At 41.9% G+C, this 17,055-nt stretch carries 14 protein-coding genes; 6 read left to right on the top strand and 8 right to left on the bottom strand.

Features of this window, described 5'->3' with window-relative positions; translation table 11 throughout:
• The first annotated feature begins 128 nt into the window (after nucleotides 1-128).
• Complete coding sequence (locus tag BC751_RS20310) at nucleotides 129-1,577, top strand: amidohydrolase (protein WP_130277197.1); 1,449 nt, start codon at nucleotides 129-131, stop codon at nucleotides 1,575-1,577.
• 74 nt (nucleotides 1,578-1,651) lie between these two features.
• Here the strand turns inward: BC751_RS20310 and BC751_RS20305 are convergent, their stop codons facing one another.
• The 3 genes from BC751_RS20305 to BC751_RS20295 all read right to left on the bottom strand — a co-directional run bounded on the left by BC751_RS20305 (nucleotide 1,652) and on the right by BC751_RS20295 (nucleotide 6,625).
• Nucleotides 1,652-3,682, bottom strand: coding sequence for a M3 family metallopeptidase (locus tag BC751_RS20305; protein WP_130277196.1), 2,031 nt, complete (start codon nucleotides 3,680-3,682; stop codon nucleotides 1,652-1,654).
• A 352-nt stretch (nucleotides 3,683-4,034) separates the two neighbouring features.
• Entirely contained in the window at nucleotides 4,035-5,909 is a 1,875-nt protein-coding gene (locus BC751_RS20300; protein WP_207226926.1) for a CocE/NonD family hydrolase, read from the bottom strand.
• Nucleotides 5,910-5,977: 68 nt separating this feature from the next.
• Nucleotides 5,978-6,625, bottom strand: coding sequence for a sulfate ABC transporter permease (locus BC751_RS20295; protein ID WP_130277195.1), 648 nt, complete (start codon nucleotides 6,623-6,625; stop codon nucleotides 5,978-5,980).
• Between the two features lie 143 nt (nucleotides 6,626-6,768).
• Between BC751_RS20295 and BC751_RS20290 the strand changes: the two genes are divergently transcribed.
• The 5 genes from BC751_RS20290 to BC751_RS20270 all read left to right on the top strand — a co-directional run bounded on the left by BC751_RS20290 (nucleotide 6,769) and on the right by BC751_RS20270 (nucleotide 12,034).
• Nucleotides 6,769-7,941: a tol-pal system protein YbgF gene (locus BC751_RS20290; RefSeq protein ID WP_242617593.1), complete on the top strand. Its 1,173-nt coding sequence runs from the start codon at nucleotides 6,769-6,771 to the stop codon at nucleotides 7,939-7,941.
• Between the two features lie 209 nt (nucleotides 7,942-8,150).
• Entirely contained in the window at nucleotides 8,151-8,633 is a 483-nt protein-coding gene (locus BC751_RS20285) for an Lrp/AsnC family transcriptional regulator (RefSeq protein ID WP_130277193.1), read from the top strand.
• Between the two features lie 54 nt (nucleotides 8,634-8,687).
• On the top strand, nucleotides 8,688-9,230 hold the full coding sequence (locus BC751_RS20280; RefSeq protein ID WP_130277192.1) for an NUDIX domain-containing protein: 543 nt from the start codon (nucleotides 8,688-8,690) through the stop codon (nucleotides 9,228-9,230).
• Nucleotides 9,231-9,245: 15 nt separating this feature from the next.
• On the top strand, nucleotides 9,246-10,610 hold the full coding sequence (locus tag BC751_RS20275) for an MATE family efflux transporter (protein ID WP_130277191.1): 1,365 nt from the start codon (nucleotides 9,246-9,248) through the stop codon (nucleotides 10,608-10,610).
• A gap of 98 nt (nucleotides 10,611-10,708) precedes the next feature.
• On the top strand, nucleotides 10,709-12,034 hold the full coding sequence (locus BC751_RS20270; RefSeq protein WP_242617592.1) for a M24 family metallopeptidase: 1,326 nt from the start codon (nucleotides 10,709-10,711) through the stop codon (nucleotides 12,032-12,034).
• A gap of 180 nt (nucleotides 12,035-12,214) precedes the next feature.
• On the opposite strand, the gene BC751_RS20265 is transcribed toward BC751_RS20270, so the two are convergent.
• The 5 genes from BC751_RS20265 to BC751_RS20245 form a co-directional block, all read right to left on the bottom strand.
• Nucleotides 12,215-13,399, bottom strand: a complete 1,185-nt coding sequence (locus BC751_RS20265) for an MFS transporter (RefSeq protein ID WP_130277189.1) — start codon at nucleotides 13,397-13,399, stop codon at nucleotides 12,215-12,217.
• 80 nt (nucleotides 13,400-13,479) lie between these two features.
• Nucleotides 13,480-14,581, bottom strand: a protein-coding gene (gene prfB, locus BC751_RS20260) for a peptide chain release factor 2 (RefSeq protein ID WP_130277188.1) whose coding sequence is annotated in 2 segments (ribosomal slippage) — nucleotides 13,480-14,520 and nucleotides 14,522-14,581 — 1,101 coding nt in all. Because the reading frame shifts where the segments join, the coding sequence is not laid out codon by codon here.
• 60 nt (nucleotides 14,582-14,641) lie between these two features.
• Nucleotides 14,642-15,157, bottom strand: coding sequence for a hypothetical protein (locus tag BC751_RS20255; RefSeq protein WP_130277187.1), 516 nt, complete (start codon nucleotides 15,155-15,157; stop codon nucleotides 14,642-14,644).
• A gap of 565 nt (nucleotides 15,158-15,722) precedes the next feature.
• The gene (locus BC751_RS20250) at nucleotides 15,723-16,601 is read right to left on the bottom strand and encodes an IS3 family transposase (protein ID WP_165389788.1); all 879 of its coding nucleotides are present in this window, start codon (nucleotides 16,599-16,601) and stop codon (nucleotides 15,723-15,725) included.
• Complete coding sequence (locus tag BC751_RS20245) at nucleotides 16,598-16,978, bottom strand: transposase (protein WP_130275476.1); 381 nt, start codon at nucleotides 16,976-16,978, stop codon at nucleotides 16,598-16,600. The genes BC751_RS20250 and BC751_RS20245 overlap by 4 nt, the downstream gene beginning before the upstream one ends.
• Nucleotides 16,979-17,055: the final 77 nt, after the last annotated feature.

The following is a 17,055-nucleotide window of genomic DNA, read 5'->3' as shown; positions in this document are numbered from 1 at the left end:
TATAAGGGTGAATATGTTGATCATTTTACTTTTGTATCATTCATCTTATCCAAAATTCTGTTTTGTTTTACAATTCATTGGCTTATTTTTATGAGCAGGTAATTCAGCAAAACAAAAAAGTCACCTCTATGAAAAAATCCATACTCAGTTTGATGGGAGGGTTCTTGTCCCTATTTGTTATGGCTCAGGAAACTTCCCATGACGCATTTATTGTCAGAAATCTGGACAATAATACCGAAAGGTTTTCTAAAGTGGCCAGGGAAATCTGGGAAAATCCTGAATTGGGTTACCTCGAATTTACCAGTTCCAAATTGCTCATTGATGAGTTAAGAGCGGCCGGATTTAAAGTAGAAACCGGATTGGCAGGTATGCCCACCTCTTTCGTAGCAACTTATGACAAGGGTGGACCGGTTATAGGTTTTCTTGCAGAATATGACGCACTACCTGGATTGTCCCAAGATGCTGTTCCTTTTAGGTCTGTATTGGTAGATGGAGGAAATGGGCATGGATGCGGGCATAATCTTTTTGGCACAGCAGTGGTGGCCTCTGGCGTCGCCTTAAAAGAATGGATAGATGCCAATAACATTCAGGCGACCATCAAAATATTTGGAACTCCTGCAGAAGAGGGGGGAGCGGGTAAAGTGTATATGGTAAGAGAAGGCCTGTTTAAAGGGGTAGATGCAGTAATCAATTGGCATCCCAGTGACAGAAATGCTGCCAATGCTTCTACCTGTACTGCTGTGATGCAGGGGTATTTTAAATTCCATGGTCAGACTTCCCATGCAGCAGGGGCACCACAACGTGGACGCTCTGCTCTGGACGGTGTGGAAGCCATGAATATGATGGTCAATATGATGCGTGAGCATGTGGATCAGGAAAGTAGGATACATTATGTGATCACCAATGGAGGTCTTGCTGCCAATGTGGTACCTGATTATGCTGTAGTGGAATACATGGTCAGACATCCAGATGTGACAGAAGTGAAAGATATCTGGCAAAGGGTCATCAAAGCCGCGGAAGGAGCCGCCATGGGAACAGGTACAAAGGTGGAAGTAGAAGTGGTAGCTGGAATTTATGGCCTTCTGCCCAATGAAACTTTGGCTAAAACCATGCACAAAAACCTTACCCTTGTAGGAGGGGTGGAATATGATGAAAAGGAAACTGAATTTGCCAAACAGATCCAGGCAAGTTTCAATACGCCTAGGGTACCTCCTCTTTCTGTTGCCAAACAGGTGCAACCCTACCAGTTGACCCATTTCCCCGCTTCCACCGATGTGGGCGATGTCAGTTATGTGGTGCCTACAGTAGGTTTAAGTACAGCTACATGGGTACCTGGAACAGCAGCACATACCTGGCAGGCAGTGGCTGCTGATGGAATGAGCATTGGCTACAAAGGGATGATGGTTGCTGCCAAAACAATGGCACTGACGGGAAAAGACCTTATCCTTAATCCCCTGTTGATCAGAGAAGCCAAAAAGGAATTTGATGAAAGGTTGGGGGACGTGGTTTATGAACCGCTTATAGGAGACATGGCTCCTCCATTGCATTTCAGAAAAGACCAAAACAAGGTAAATTAGGGCGATAGCCAAAAATTAAAAAATCCCACAAAGCCATGACCTGGCTTTTGTGGGATTACTTTTTCCAGCAGGAATTAACTGATCAAACCCGCTCTTTTCAATAAGGCTTCCGGCCTTGGATCTCTTCCTCTGAATCTTTTATAAAGAATCGACGGATGTTCGCTTCCCCCGGCAGCCAATATGTGCTGCTTGAATGAAGTAGCTGTCTCCCGATCAAAAATCCCCCTTTCCAAGAACAGTTCAAAGGCATCTGCATCCAAGACTTCAGCCCATTTGTAGCTGTAGTATCCTGCTGCATAGCCTCCCTGGAAAATATGGGAAAATGAGGTGCTCATCAGCGTTCCTTCCACCTCCGGAAGCAATTGTGTGGCTTTCATGATCTCCTTTTCAAAAGCTGCAATATCAGAGATTTTTTCAGGATCAGAGCCATGATAAGCCATGTCCAAAAGCCCAAAACTGATCTGTCTTACGGTCTGATAGCCCTGATGGAAATTTGCCGCATTTTTGATCTTTTGGATCAGTTCCGTAGGAATAGGCTCCTCAGTTTCATAATGCTTGGCAAATAAATCCAAACACTCCTTTTCATAGCACCAGTTTTCAAAAATCTGAGAAGGGAGTTCCACGAAATCCCAATAAACACTGGTACCGGATAAGGATTCATAATTTCCTTTTGCCAACATGCCATGCAAAGCATGGCCGAATTCATGGAATAAGGTGGTTACCTCATTGAAAGTTAAAAGTGAAGGCTTTGTTTTGGTGGGTTTGGTGAAATTACAAACAATGGAGACATGAGGCCTGTAATCTACCCCATTTATGATTTTTTGCCCTCTGAAACTCGTCATCCATGCTCCATTTCTTTTTCCAGGCCTGGGGAAAAAGTCGGCATAAAATACCGCTACATGATTTCCGTCTGTATCAATGACTTCATAGGTGGTCACTTCAGGATGGTATTTCGGTATGGCGGCATTTTCGACAAATCTGATGCCGTAGAGTTTTTCAGCGGTGGTAAAAACTCCTTCAATAACATTTTCAAGTTTGAAATAGGGGCGTAAAAGTTCATCATCTACTTCATACTTTTTCTTTTTCAGCTTTTCGGCATAATAGTTATAATCCCATTTTTGAAGTTTATCTAAGCCATCCAACTCTTTGGCAAAAGCTTCAAGTTCTTCAATTTCCAATTGCGCCTTGGGTTTTGCCTTTTCCAGTAAATTTTGCAGAAATTCCATTACTGTGCTTGCACTTTTGGCCATCCGCTCTTCCAAAACAAAGTCGGCATACCTTTTATATCCCAAAAGATTTACCCGCTCATTTTTCAAGCGCAGCATGTCTTTGATGTTTTGTTGGTTGTCCAACTCATCTCCTTTGCAGGATTTTGTATTATAGGCAATGAATAGCTGCTTTCTCAATTCCCTGTTTTCCGCATACGTCATAAAAGGGATGTAGCTGGGGAAAGCGAGGGTAAATACCCATTTACCGGGCTTTCCTTTTTCCTCCGCCGTCTGTGCAGCGGCTTCTTTGATGGCTTCAGGAAGACCGGCCAAGTCTGCTTCATTTTCTATTACCAATTCAAATTTGTTGGTTTCAGCAAGTACATTTTCTCCGAACTTCAGACTGAGTTGTGATAACTCCCTATCTATTTCCCTCAATCGGGCTTTTTGGGAATCATCCAATTTGGCTCCATTTCTGACAAAGGCCTTGTATGTTTTATCCAACAGGGTTTTTTGCTCTTCTGTGAGTTGGAGATCGTTTCTCTGTTCATAAACTAACTGAATCCTTCTGAACAGCTCTTCATCCAAAAGGATGTCATTGCTGTGCGCAGTGAGTAAAGGAGATATTTCTCTTGCCAATGCCTGAATCTCATCATTGGTTTCAGCACTATTGATATTGAAGAATATAGAGGAAATGATGTTCAGCTTTTCCCCCGATCTGTCCAGGGCGACAATGGTGTTTTCAAAATCCGGTATTGGGGAAGACTTGATGGCTTCTATTTCGGATTTGGCAAGTTGTATGGCTTCCTTCACAGCAGGAAGGTAGTGCTCAATTTTGATCAGATGAAAAGGAGCGGTTTCAAAGGGCGTATCGAATTTTTCCAATAATGGATTCATAAAATCTTTGATTTGTTGACTTGGTGTTAATAGAGACAAATTTAAAGAAGTTTATCGAAAAGCATGAGAAGCAAAATGGTAAAAGGGGAAAGGGGAAAAGGATGATCAGATGTAAAGAATCAGTCCAGTATACTGATTTTAAAGATCCTTTTCCGCGAGCAAGGCAATCGGGGAGGCCAGGTTATAAGTTGGGAATAAGATCCAAGGTAAAAGTAAAAAAAACCAAGAACTATGTGCCTATGACTAAATTCCAGGTTCTATGTATCGGGAGGGAAATTTTTTTGATTGGTGTAGAAGAAGGTTAGAAAAGGGGAAAAAACTCTCCCCTTACCCCATTAACTATTTTAAATGTTTATTTCAATATCTGAACATGGATGGCTGTTGGGTTTTCAGCATCATGATAAACTTTGTGGGTTGCCTTAATGAAATCAGCATCATCTGCCTTGAAAATATTTTCTACATATTTCTGGGGATTTCTGTCTATTAAAGGGAACCAGGTGCTTTGTATTTGAATCTGGATTTTATGTCCTTTTTTAAAGGTGTGCATGACATCCTGTAACTGTAAAGGCACTTCAGTGATTTGATTGGGTACAAATGGTTTCGGCTCGGAGAAACTTTCCCTGTATCTTCCCCTGATGACTTCAGACCGTACCATCATGTGGTAATTGCTCAGATGGGTTCCTTCCTGGACACGCTCATGGTCCGGTGTATCAGCTGGGAAGACATCCACCAGTTTAACAATCCAATCCGCATCGGTTTCCGAAGTGGAAACCATCAGCTTGGCCATAATTTCTCCTGCAAGTGTCAAATCTTCTTCCAAGACATCGGTTTCAAAAACCAATACATCCGGTCTTCTTGCAGCAAAGCGCTGGTCATCGGCCATGTATTTTCTTGGAGTAAAGTTAAATTTGATATCAGGGCTGTAAGGTACGGGTTTTGCAGGATCTGAAATAAAAGTGGACACTTCATTTCCTCGTGGAGTCTGTGTAGACAATTTGCCATTAGCATGGGGGTAATAGACGGTATTGACCGCTTCTTTTGGAGGCCAGGTATCAAAGGTTCTCCATTCATTTTTTCCTGTATCAAAGATGTAAGCCTCCGGCAAATTGGTTTTTCCATCAGCAGGTCCTTTGAGGAAGTGCTCAAAAAATACAGCCTCTACATTTTTTTGGTACCAGGTAGAGATAGAATCCCCAAAATAGATGTTGGAAACCTGCTGATATCCCCTTTCCCTTGCCCAGTCCCCGTGGGACCAAGGGCCCATGACCAGGGTGTTGTAGGTGTTGGGATTGTTCTTTTCGATGGTTTTGTAAATGGTCAATGGGCCATAGAGATCTTCTGCATCAAACCATCCCCCTACAGTCATTACCGCGGGTTTGACATCTTTCAGATGCGGAATAATGCTTCTTTTTTGCCAGAATTCATTGTAATCTGGGTTTTCTTTCAATTGGGTCCAAAAGAAATTGTCTTCTCCATAGTATTTGTCAGCATTTTTTAGGGAACCCATGTCCATAAAAAACTGGTAGGCATCCTTTGTTCCGGTATTTACCATGGTGTACCAGGGTTTATCGGTCGGTCCATTATGTTGATAGCCAAATACAGCTGTGGCTACCCAATAACTCAGAAAATATGCGCCGTTGTGATGGAAATCATCAAAATAAAAATCTCCGATAGGCGCCTGAGGAGAAACAGCCTTAAGTGCCGGATGGGCAAAAGGGAGGGCTGCTGCCGCATAAAAACCAGGGTAGGAGATACCCCATTGCCCAAATTTCCCATTGTGGTTTTGAATGTTTTTCAAAAGCCATTCTATGGTGTCATAGGTGTCAGTGCTTTCATCGATTTCTTTGCTTCCCTTTTTTCTGTGGGGAACAGTTGGCCGCATATTGTCATATTTACCTTCCGACATCCATCTTCCTCTTACATCCTGATACACGAAAATGTATCCATCTTTCATCATTTTTTCTGATGGGCCCAAAAGGGTTTTCATTTCCCCTTTTCCATAAGGGCCTGAACTGTAAGGAGTGCGCTGCATGACAAAAGGATATTTCTTTGTTTTGTCTTTGGGGGTATATACCACCGTATGCAGTTTGACCCCATCCCTCATTGGGATTTGGTATTCCACTTTTTCATAATGGGTTTCTACATATCCGGGCTCCTGTGCCTTGGCTTGAAACAGGGTCACAAAAAAAGCCCAGATTAGGAAAATGGATCGGTATGTATTCATCATAGCATTTGCTTTTCTGTTAAATATACCAATCAAAAAAATCAAGGGAGCAATTTTTTTGGGGAATGGACTTATTTATATACCAGGATATAAAAAACCAGCCATAACAGGAAAAACAGGACGTAACTGAATAGGATGACAATAAATGAAGTGCTGAAACTTCTATTGCTTAGGTGTTGGAATCCCAGGGTCAAGAGGTAGATGTAAATCAGTTCAAAAAGATTGATAGCCCGGAGCGGGTAATGGAATCTGGTATCGAAAGAGGGGCCGTCGATCAAAGTGAACAGTGACAATGGGTAATAGTCTTTTATTTCCTGAAAACTTACGCTCTCATGGGGCTGGATGAAATAGATCATTTTGAATAATTCAGGTAAAATGAAAATAACTTCTGCTACCATGACAAATTGCCATAGCTTCTTGAATGATATTTTATAACCGAATGCAAATGCTCCTGTCCAGATTAAAAATGAAGTTAGGGTAAACTTCCAGAGTAGAGCAAAAGGTGTCCACAGGTAATTCAGGGTGTTGAAAACATGAAAGATAAGAAAGGAGCCTTCCTCCTCTAGTTTTTCATAGCCGGGAATGGATTGTAAGATAAGGTCATTGGTGATGTACCGGATTACAACAAAAAATAACACCAGAATGAAAAAAAATATTCTTTTATCGAAATCTAAAATCGATTCTATACGTTCTGAGAGTGTGGTTGTTTGGTGCGGCATAAAAAAGAAATAATTTATACCAAATCTAAACGATTATTTGGATTAGCCCATAATTTTGGGGAAGATTTAGAACAAGTATGCAATTGAAAATAAAAAACGGAATATCGGTGCTGATTTTTTTCTTCTGGCTTTTGCAAGGAGGTATGGCATCGGATAGCTTTGCTTTTCAGTCTGCGGAGCAGGGGGCCAATTCACCATTGGATAAAATTGGTGAAAATGAGTCGCCTTATTTGCTATTGGATAAAGGATTGCAGTTCAGGATTACAGAAAATGTCAATGCCCTTTACAATTTTGAGTTTGAGAAAGCAGAGAGGGGATTCAAGGTGATGCAATACCAGTATCCTGATCATCCTTTGCCTTATTTTTTAATGGGATTGAGTACCTGGTGGAAAATAGCTCCAGATGTAGAAAATAAACGATATGATGACCTTTTTATCAAGCAGATGGATGTAGTGATAGAAAAAGCCAAGAAAATGCTTGATAAAGATCCCGGAAACAAAGAAGCAGCGTTTTTCCTGGCCGGAGCCTATGGTTTTCAGGGAAGGTTACTGAGTGAGCGAAAAAGCTGGACCAAGGCTACTTTTGCCGGTAAAAATGCCCTCAAATACTTGAATATGAGTAAAGGTGAGGAAGAGCTCAACCCGGAATTGCTCTTAGGGGATGCTTTGTTCAATTATTTTTCAGTGTGGATTCCTGAAAATTACCCCATCTTGAAGCCGGTGGTAGCCCTCTTTCCTAAAGGAGACAAGGCATTAGGGCTAAAACAACTGGAAGATGTGGCGCAGAATGCATTTTATGCAAGGGTGGAGGCTCAATATTTTCTTTTCCGCTTATATGCTTCTGAAGAAAAACAGCCCTACAAGGCTTTGGCAATAACGGAATATCTTCATACCAAGTTTCCCAATAACCCTTATTTCCACAGGTCTTATGCCAGGCATTTGTATACAGTCGGCAGGATTACAGAATCTAAAGAGCAATCAGAAGAGATTTTGAGGAGAATTGATGAAAAATGGACCGGATATGAAGCCAACAGCGGGAGGTATGCAGCTTTTTACCTAGCGCAGTATTACGACAGGGTCAATGACAGGGCCAATGCAAAAAAATATTACCTGCAAACGCTTTCCTATGGGGAGGAATCTGAAAGCCAGGAGAGTGGTTATTATCTCTATTCCCTGATTGCTTTGGGCAAAATGGCCAATGAGGACAAAAATAAGGCCCAGGCAAAAGAATATTTCAACAAAGTCAAAAAATACGCTAAAAGAAAACATCCTGCTCACAAGGAAGCGAGAGATTATATAAAAAAGAATAAACTTTAATTTGATTACTTCGTTAGATGGGATAAAAATCAGGAGATAATTTGAAATTTTCCGATGCTGCGGGAATATTTCAAAGTAAAAATTAGAAATTACCTGTATTGCTATAACAATATTTCGAAATTAGGCTCGTTTTTTGTTTGCAATTGCTTTAAAATAATATCAAAATATATTACATTTGTACCGCATAAAATTTTGAAAAAACACTAAAGATGGATAACAGCATAAAAGTGAAATTCGACAAGATAGATCGCAAGATTCTTGAAATTCTGCAGGCTAATGCTAAAATCACTAACGCTCAACTTTCCAAAGACATAGGATTGTCTCCTGCACCGACTTTGGAGCGTGTTAAAAAATTGGAGCAGTCTGGCATCATCAAGAGTTACCATGCGAAATTGGATCCGGAAAAAATCGGTTTGGGTGTGAGCACTTTTGTGTTGGTTAGCTTGATTGGCCACAACAAAGGCAATATTGATGCTTTCATGAAGGAAATCAACCAGATTCCTGAAGTGATAGAGTGTCACCACATTACAGGTACCGGTGATTTTATTCTTAAAATCATTGCTAAAGACATCACAGCCTATCAGAAATTGATGCTTGAAAAAGTAAGTGAAATCAAGGAGGTTGACTCTATGCAATCTATGGTAATTCTTTCTACCTTTAAGGACAGCAAAGTTTTGCCTATCCCTGCGTAATTAAGTTTGAAATTTTATAGGAAGGGTGGCTTATGGTCACCCTTTTTTTGTGCTATGGAAAATAATCCCTGGAAAACCAAAAGCAAAAAGATAGTGTTTGAAAATCCCTGGATAGTGCTCGAGGAGCATCAGGTCATCAATCCCTCAGGTAAGGATGGGGTTTATGGTAAGGTCTCTTTTAAAAATAAGGCTTTGGGTATTGTACCTTTGGATGATGAGGGTTACACCTGGCTGGTTGGGCAATATCGGTATCCTCTGGATGAATACTCTTGGGAAATCCCCATGGGGGGAGGTCCGGTCGGAAAGGATATCTTAGAATCGGCCAAAAGGGAGCTTAAGGAAGAAACCGGTCTTTCTGCTAACCAATGGACCAATGTCATGCGCATTCATACTTCCAATTCGGTTACTGATGAAGAGGGTTTTGTTTTCCTTGCCGAAGATTTGACCCAAGGAGAAACAGATTTCGATGAAACGGAGGTTTTAAAGATAATCAGATTACCTTTGCATGAAGCTGTGGAGAAAGTAATGAAAGGAGAAATTACTGACGCAATCAGCATAGCCGGATTACTCAAAGTAGCCCGACTAAAAGGGATTTGATACCAGCCAATTGCCATGATCGGAAACTTTAAAGATAATTTTTCAAAAACTTTTAATTTGGCTTTTCCAGTAATGCTAAGCCAGTTGGGCCAGGTTTTAGTAGGTGTGGCCGATAGTATGATGGTGGGACGTTTGGGTGCTGAACCTCTTGCTGCTGCTTCTTTGGCCAACAGTATCTTTTTCGTTGTGCTGATGTTTGGCATAGGGGTCTCCATGTCCATTACACCTTTAGTGGCGATGGCAGATGGAAAGAACAATCCCAAAAGAATTTCAAGACTCTTTAATCATGGTCTAAGTATTAACCTGGCTTCAGGTTTTATGCTGTTTTTGTTGATTATCCTGGCTTCGCCCATGCTTTATCATCTCAATCAGCCCGAAGAGGTGGTCATCCTGGCGATTCCTTACTTGGCGATCATTACTTTTTCCTTATTGCCTTTTATGATTTTCCAGACATTTAAACAATTTGCCGAAGGGCTTTCCCAAACCAAGCAGGCCATGTACATTACCTTGATCTGTAATGCGGTCAATGTATTTCTGAACTGGGTTCTGATATATGGAAACCTTGGTTTCCCTGAAATGGGGTTGAACGGTGCTGGCTGGGCTACTTTGATTTCCAGAGTTTTGATGGGATTGTTTATGGGGTATTATGTTTTCAAATCAAAGAGATACCTGCCCTATAATTTGAGCTTTAAACTGAAGAAGCTGAGCTTCCCTATGGTTTCAAAAATGCTAAGAATTGGTGTTCCGACAGGTTTTCAGTTTATTTTTGAGGTAGGGGCTTTCAGCTCAGCCGCTATCATGATGGGGTGGATAGGGGTGACAGCTCTTGCGGCCCATCAGATTGCCATCAATTTGGCTTCCATCAGCTACATGATGGCCTCAGGGCTTTCCACTGCTGCAATGATCCGGGTAGGCAACCAACTTGGAAAAAATGATGTCAAAACCTTGAGAGAAGCAGGTTTTACCGCTTTTGTTATGGTAGCCATATTTATGAGTGTGAGCGCCATGATCTTTATACTCTTTAGAGAGTTTTTACCTTCCCTTTACATCAGTGATGTTGAGGTAATCCAAATGAGTGCAACTTTATTGATTATTGCCGGATTATTTCAATTGTCAGATGGGGTACAAGTAGTAGGCTTGGGCGCTTTGAGGGGAATGGCCGATGTACGAATTCCCACTATTGTCACGCTTGTGGCTTACTGGGTCATAGGTCTTCCTTTAGGTTACGTTTTTGGATTTATTTTCAACCTGAAAGAAGTGGGGATTTGGTATGGGCTTTTGATCGGTTTGACTGTCACAGGAGTGATGTTGCTATACAGGTTCCATTCATTGAGTGCCCGATTACTTCACCAAAATAAGAAGCAGGTATCACTCATATAGTTTTGCTTTTTATTGTTCTATTTCTTTTCTATTTTCCAACACTTGTTTTAACAACTGACTCTATGCATTTCAAACGATTCATTACCCTCATCTTGGTCATGCTGATGAGCGCACCTTTAGCTTTTTCCCAAAAGTTCCACATTTTATCTCAAAGAGAACAGGCCGCTGTCATTGACCAATGGCTTGAGGAGAGGATAGAGACATTACTGCCCTCGCTGATGGACAGGGCCGGAATTGATATGTGGATCATTATTTCCAGAGAGTACAATGAAGATCCTGTCATCAGGACTTTTTTGCCTGCCACCTGGCATGCAGCGAGAAGAAGGACCATGTTGCTTATCTACAAAGCCCCAGGTGCTTCCAAAGTTGAAGCTTTAGCTGTTGCACGGTATGATGTAGGTAAATCTTTCAAAAAGGCCTGGGAGCCAGAGACCCAACCTGACCAATGGAAGCGATTGACAGAACTTATCGTGGAGCGCAATCCCACTAAGATCGGGATCAATATGTCCAAAGACTATGGCCATGCCGACGGGATCAATCTGACTGAATACAATACTTTGATGGAATACCTTCCTGAAAATTTTCGAGGTAAAGTTGTCTCTGCCCAAAACTTAGCCGTAGGTTGGTTAGAAACCCGAACGGCATCTGAAATGGCCACCTACAGACATATTCAGGCGATTGCCAATGATATCATTGCCGATGGCCTTTCAGAAAAAGTCATTACTCCTGGAGTGACGACTACGGAAGATGTGCAATGGTGGTACAGGGAAAGGATCAAGGAATTGAAACTGGATACTTGGTTCCATCCTTCGGTTGATATCCAAAGGGCTGACCCATCCAATAAGGAGAGTGAAAGGAACTTTGCGGTTAAAGCAGAAGCCGATGTGATCATGCCCGGAGATATGCTGCATATTGATTTTGGAATTACTTACCTGAGACTCAACACAGATACCCAGCAATTGGCTTATGTATTGAAACCCGGTGAAGATGATGTGCCCCAATACCTCAAAGATGCTTTCAAAGTAGGTAACAGGTTACAGGATATCCTGACTTCAAACTTTGTTTCTGGAAGGACAGGCAATGAAATCCTACGTGAAACTAGGAAGCAAATGGAGAGAGAAGGTATCCGAGGCAGTATATACTCCCATCCACTGGGTACCCATGGACATGCTTCAGGACCGACCATTGGGATGTGGGACAATCAGGGTGATACACCAGGAGCGGGTGATTATCCGCTCTATCCCAATACTTTGTATGCAATTGAGTTGAATGCCGTTGTTTTTTTGAAAGAATGGAACAAAGACTTCAGGGTGATGTTGGAAGAAGGTGCTTTCTTTGATGGTCAAAAAGTTACCTACCTGAACGGCCGTCAAAAGGAAATCATGCCGATTCCAAGGCCACAGCCACATTTAAAAAACAGATAATAATTGTCCAGGGTTTAAAAACTCTGGACTTTTTTTGACTTTCAACCCAATTTGTTCTTGGATTTTGAATGATGCGTTGAAAAACAAGGGGCCTTTCACGCGCTGCAAGCGTATGACAACTTTAACCCTTTAACCCTTAAGCTTTCAACCTTTTCCCTTATCCTTTTGAACCCTCCATCATTACTTATCCTCCGGCACCAAAAACCTTTGCTCCTTGGGAAGCATAAATAAATAGAAAAAAGCAATCACGGCAGTGACGGCGCCAAGCGAAAAGACCAAAGGGAAATTTTCTGCTTTATTGGCAAATACCCATCCTGAGACCAAAGCACCTATGCCAATGCCCGCTTCCAAAGCAATATACATGGTTGCCAGGGCCCGTCCCCTAAAGGCATCCAATGACAAATCTATGGTCCAAGCTGAAATCGTAGGTGAGTTCATCCCGACAGAGCAGCCGAAAATTACCCCGCCCAACATCAACATGGCTTTGCTTTGGGCAAAAGCAATCAGTATCATCGCAACTGCCATAGAAAGTGTGGCAACTTTCATTACCGGAATCCTTCCGTATTTGTCAGAAGTTTTGCCTGCAATGATCCTTATGCCCAGTGATGAAAGTGTAAAAACTGCAAAAAACAATCCTTTATTCTTAATACCCAGATATTCAGAGTAATCTGGGATTATTGTTAACACTGTTCCAAATGAAAACACTGTTAAAAACAAAACCAAAGAGGGTTGAATTACCCTTTTTTCGATGATTTCATGCCTGTGTAGCCTCAGGTGTTTCCTGCTCATTTTTTCAGGATCCTGCATGGTCTCCTTCAGGCGGATAATAACAAGTATGGAAAGAATGGCTGTAAAAGCGGAAGCATAAAATAGGGGTTCAATTCCCCAGATTTGTCCGATGTAGCCTCCCAAGGCCGGACCTGCAGCCATTCCCAACGAGCCAAAAAGTGATTGTAAACCCATGGCTTCTCCTCTTCTGTTGAAAGGCACAATATCGGCGACATAGGCTGATACCCCTGTGGGTGTAAATCCTGTTGAGAAGCCATGGACAAACCTCAGCAGCAGAAATCCTGCTACGGAGGTAATGACAGGATACATCAAACTGACTGCAAAGCAGATCCCCGCACCAAACACCATGACGGGTATCCTGCCAATTTTATCCGCAAGTTTCCCACTAAATGGCCTGGAAAGGCCTGCCGTCAAAGTAAAGAGGGAAATGATGAGTCCCTTGTAATCTTCCCCTCCCAAAGACGTAAGATAAGCAGGCAGTTCAGGAATGATCATATTGAAACTGGCAAAAAATAAAAATGAGCTTAGGCAAAGCATGAAGAAATTCCAGGTGAAAAAGGGAGGTAGAATTTTCATGTTTTTATCAGGGAAGAATTAGGGATGCTTGGTAAAAGAAAAAACCTTCCGGTAAAATATGTTCCGGAAGGTTTGAAGTATTAGTCTTGTTTTGCTTCTTCCTCACTTTGGGCAAGGAGATAAGCTTTGATGAATTCATTGAGTCCTCCGTCCAGTACATGCTGAACATCTGAGGTTTCATACCCTGTTCTTGCGTCTTTCACAAGTTTGTAAGGATGGAGAACGTAATTTCTGATCTGTGAACCAAAATCGATTTTCAGCTTGCTGGATTCGATTTTTGCCCTTTCGGCATTCCTTTTCTCCATTTCCATTTGGTATAACCTGGATTTCAGCATCTGCATGGCCCTTTCACGGTTGGCCAATTGGGAGCGTTCGACCTGACACACCACAACAATGCCTGTAGGCTTGTGTGTCAGCTGTACCTTGGTTTCTACCTTGTTGACGTTCTGACCTCCTGCACCTCCGGATCGGGAAGTGTGGAATTCAATATCAGAAGGGTTGATTTCAATGTCTATGGTATCATCTACTACCGGATACACATAGACAGAAGCAAATGAAGTATGTCTTCTTCCGTTGGAATCAAACGGTGAAACCCTTACCAGGCGGTGAACACCTGTTTCAGATTTAAGGAAGCCATAGGCCAGGGGACCATCAAATTGTAAAGTAACTGATTTGATGCCCGCTACCTCGCCTTCCTGAAGGTCCACTTCTGTTACCTTGTAGCCATTTTTCTCTCCCCACATGATGTACATCCTCATCAGGATGGAGGCCCAGTCGTTGCTTTCTGTACCCCCTGCACCCGGATTGATTTCCAACATGGCAGATAACTGATCTTCCTCGCTGCTCAACATTTTTTTGAGCTCAAGCTCTTCTACCTCTTTTAGGGTTTTTTGATATTCAGATTTCATCTCCTCTTCGGAGACCTCATCCATAGAGTAAAAATCAAACAGTACCTCCAGGTCCTGAAGCATGGTTTCCACCTTTTCAAAGGAAGTGGTCCAACTTTTTCTCGCCTGGATCTGTTTCATCGTTTTTTCAGCCTCTTCCGGATCATTCCAGAAGTCCGGTTGCGAAGAAACAGCCTCCAAATCTTCTATTTCAGCTTTCTTTTTATCGTAGTCAAAGATACCTCCTCAAAGCCGAAACACGGGCTTTCAAGTCTTTCAACTGGTCTGCGGTCATAAATTTCTTGAATTTTAAGGTGCAAATTTCGCAAAAAATATCCTATAAACCTAAGTCTTTTCAATCCCCATAAAGAATTACCAATTGTATCTTATTCTTGCCCTGGTTTCGGAACTTTTTGTATTTCATTTTTGAAAGCAAAAAACCACCTGCAAATAAGCCTACAGGCCAAGCCCATGAATTACTGACTTCAGAAAGATCCCCGTTTTGATACAGGCTGTTTACCGTACTTCCCAGCAGAAAAATGAGCCCTCCACCCATGCCGAGGTAACCTAAATTGCCAATGGTGCTGTTGCGGGGATCTTTATGGAGGATAAAAACCTCCGCGATATCTTCGGGAAGCAGTAAATTTTCGGTCAATACAATGACCTCTGGTGTGATATCTTTGATTCTTTCGTAGATAAAAAAATCTGATCCCCTGGTCTTGTAAATGAATTCTTCACCGATCTCATATTTAAGCCTGGATTTTTGATTGGACCCTCTTTGAAGCAGGATAAATTTTTGACCAAATACAGGTTCCCAAATTCCTGTGAGACAAAAAATCAAAATAAAAATTAAGCTGCTCTTTGGATTCATAGGGATTGGGTTGCTTTTTCAAACTAAACGTAAAATAAGATCCCACGTTCTGAAACGCGGGATTTCTCTTTATTTTTTTTGCATGTTTCCGATGCTGGATTTGTATTGCAAATTTTATTATCTGTTTGTAAAGTATGGACAAGGGACTGGTAAAGTGAATTTTTTGGAATACAGCTAAGACCTGAATAAATTTCTTAAATACCTTTACTCTTTAATGTTTCAAAAACCCCTCCTTCCACTTCCGACCACCACCTTTCAAAATCCCACCTGTTCTGTCGGTCCTTCAGACCTCTGGTATACCTTTATCCCAATTTAACCAGGGCTTCGTCCCGGGCTTTAACTATACGGCCCTTTATTGGCTTTTAATTTCTAAATCAAACATTCGAAATCCGCCTTCCGAAATCCGCCTTTCATTCGACTCGCTTTTCATTCCACATTTCTCATTCTCTGTCACGTCCTGATTTTACTTGACACTTTTTTCTTTGTTTTTTCTTTTATTTTCAATCCTCTTAAATGCCCTAGAGCCCAAGTAAGGAGACCTGTCAAGGCCGGAGCGAAGCGACGTTTATATAGCCTTGACAGGTCTCTGTCTTGGGCTACTTTTGCGTTTGAGAGATGAAAACACTGTTAGTCCCTCATGTACCTCAATCGGCTTCTTCATATTTAATGAACAATGTGGCCTCTTTTCATTGTAGGCCCATACTCCATGCCTTACTGCTGCAAACGCTTCTTTGAGATTCTTAAACCTGTCCCCAAGTTTATATTCAATCTTCAGAATCCCGTTAACCCGCTCTGCCATTGCATTATCATAGCAATTCCCTGCTTCTCCCATACTGGACTTTATACCTTCCTTTTCCAGTAATTCAGTATAAATCTTACTGCAATACTGAAAGCCCCTATCTGAGTGATGAACAATGCCTTCTGTTGACGGACATTGTTCTATCGCCATTTTTAAGGCTTCTACAGCACATTTTGACTCAAGCGTATTCCCCAAATACCATCCTACTATCTTCCTGCTGTATGCATCGGTAATAAGATACAGGTACCTGAAGGAATCCCCGACACGGATATAGGTTATGTCCGAAACCCAGGCCTGATGGGCAGTGGTCCAGACATTGCCATTGAACAGATCCTCATATTTACTGTAGCGCATAAATGACTGCGTTGTAACAACATACTTCCTCTTGCGCTTGACCAGCAAGCCTTCAGAACGCAACAACTCAAAGAGCCTGTCCCTTCCTATGCTGATCTCCAACCTCACCGCATCTTCTCTGATCAACTCCTGAAGCTTTCTTGTGCCCATCATCGGATGCGTCCTCCGGTAATCCCGGACAAGCTCCAATACCAGGTCGTATTGCGCTTCCTCCTTCAACTTGGAGTCCATCCAACCATAATATGCTGACCTACTGTAACCAAAGTAAGTACAACCGGACTTAACGCTCACTTCTTCAGGCCTTTTTGAAACAGTCCGTTGCCAAAGTTTTTTTTTAAATCCGTCTTGTATTCATCATTTGAAACATCTATCAGCGTCTCAAGCATCTTGTTGGCAACTATCGAATCGGCCAAGGCAAGTTTTAACCTCTTGTTCTCCTCTTCCAGTTCCTTAAGTCTTCTCTTCTCATCCATAGTCTCTATTCTAACCCTTTTGTTCAACAAATGATCCCTGCCAAAGGACCTGACCCACCTCTGGATCGTCTCCGCTCCTCTAATATCATACTTCTTTTGTAGATAAGAATAGGAACTTCCATTTTCCAGCTCCTCTACTACTTGCTTCTTGAAGCTAATACTGTACCTGTTAAATTCCCGAACCGTTTTTGTCATTTTTTTCCTGTTTTTAGTTTGACTTAATCTGTCAAGCTATTTCAGGACGTGACACTCCATTCCTCATTCCTTACTCT

It is taken from the genome of Cecembia calidifontis (genome assembly GCF_004216715.1).
Classification (GTDB): Bacteria; Bacteroidota; Bacteroidia; order Cytophagales; family Cyclobacteriaceae; genus Cecembia_A; species Cecembia_A calidifontis.
Note: the sequence above shows the minus strand (reverse complement) of the source record. Positions and strands in the feature narration are given on the sequence as shown.

Bases quoted from the DNA above. Each gene is read 5' to 3' on its own strand.
- BC751_RS20285 (WP_130277193.1), top strand. From the start codon at position 8,151: ATGGATAACAGCATAAAAGTGAAATTCGACAAGATAGATCGCAAGATT.
- BC751_RS20265 (WP_130277189.1), bottom strand. From the start codon at position 13,399: ATGAAAATTCTACCTCCCTTTTTCACCTGGAATTTCTTCATGCTTTGC.
- BC751_RS20290 (WP_242617593.1), top strand. From the start codon at position 6,769: ATGGCATCGGATAGCTTTGCTTTTCAGTCTGCGGAGCAGGGGGCCAAT.
- BC751_RS20310 (WP_130277197.1), top strand. From the start codon at position 129: ATGAAAAAATCCATACTCAGTTTGATGGGAGGGTTCTTGTCCCTATTT.
- BC751_RS20275 (WP_130277191.1), top strand. From the start codon at position 9,246: ATGATCGGAAACTTTAAAGATAATTTTTCAAAAACTTTTAATTTGGCT.
- BC751_RS20305 (WP_130277196.1), bottom strand. From the start codon at position 3,682: ATGAATCCATTATTGGAAAAATTCGATACGCCCTTTGAAACCGCTCCT.
- BC751_RS20270 (WP_242617592.1), top strand. From the start codon at position 10,709: ATGCTGATGAGCGCACCTTTAGCTTTTTCCCAAAAGTTCCACATTTTA.
- BC751_RS20300 (WP_207226926.1), bottom strand. From the start codon at position 5,909: ATGATGAATACATACCGATCCATTTTCCTAATCTGGGCTTTTTTTGTG.
- BC751_RS20255 (WP_130277187.1), bottom strand. From the start codon at position 15,157: ATGAATCCAAAGAGCAGCTTAATTTTTATTTTGATTTTTTGTCTCACA.
- BC751_RS20295 (WP_130277195.1), bottom strand. From the start codon at position 6,625: ATGCCGCACCAAACAACCACACTCTCAGAACGTATAGAATCGATTTTA.
- BC751_RS20280 (WP_130277192.1), top strand. From the start codon at position 8,688: ATGGAAAATAATCCCTGGAAAACCAAAAGCAAAAAGATAGTGTTTGAA.
- BC751_RS20245 (WP_130275476.1), bottom strand. From the start codon at position 16,978: ATGACAAAAACGGTTCGGGAATTTAACAGGTACAGTATTAGCTTCAAG.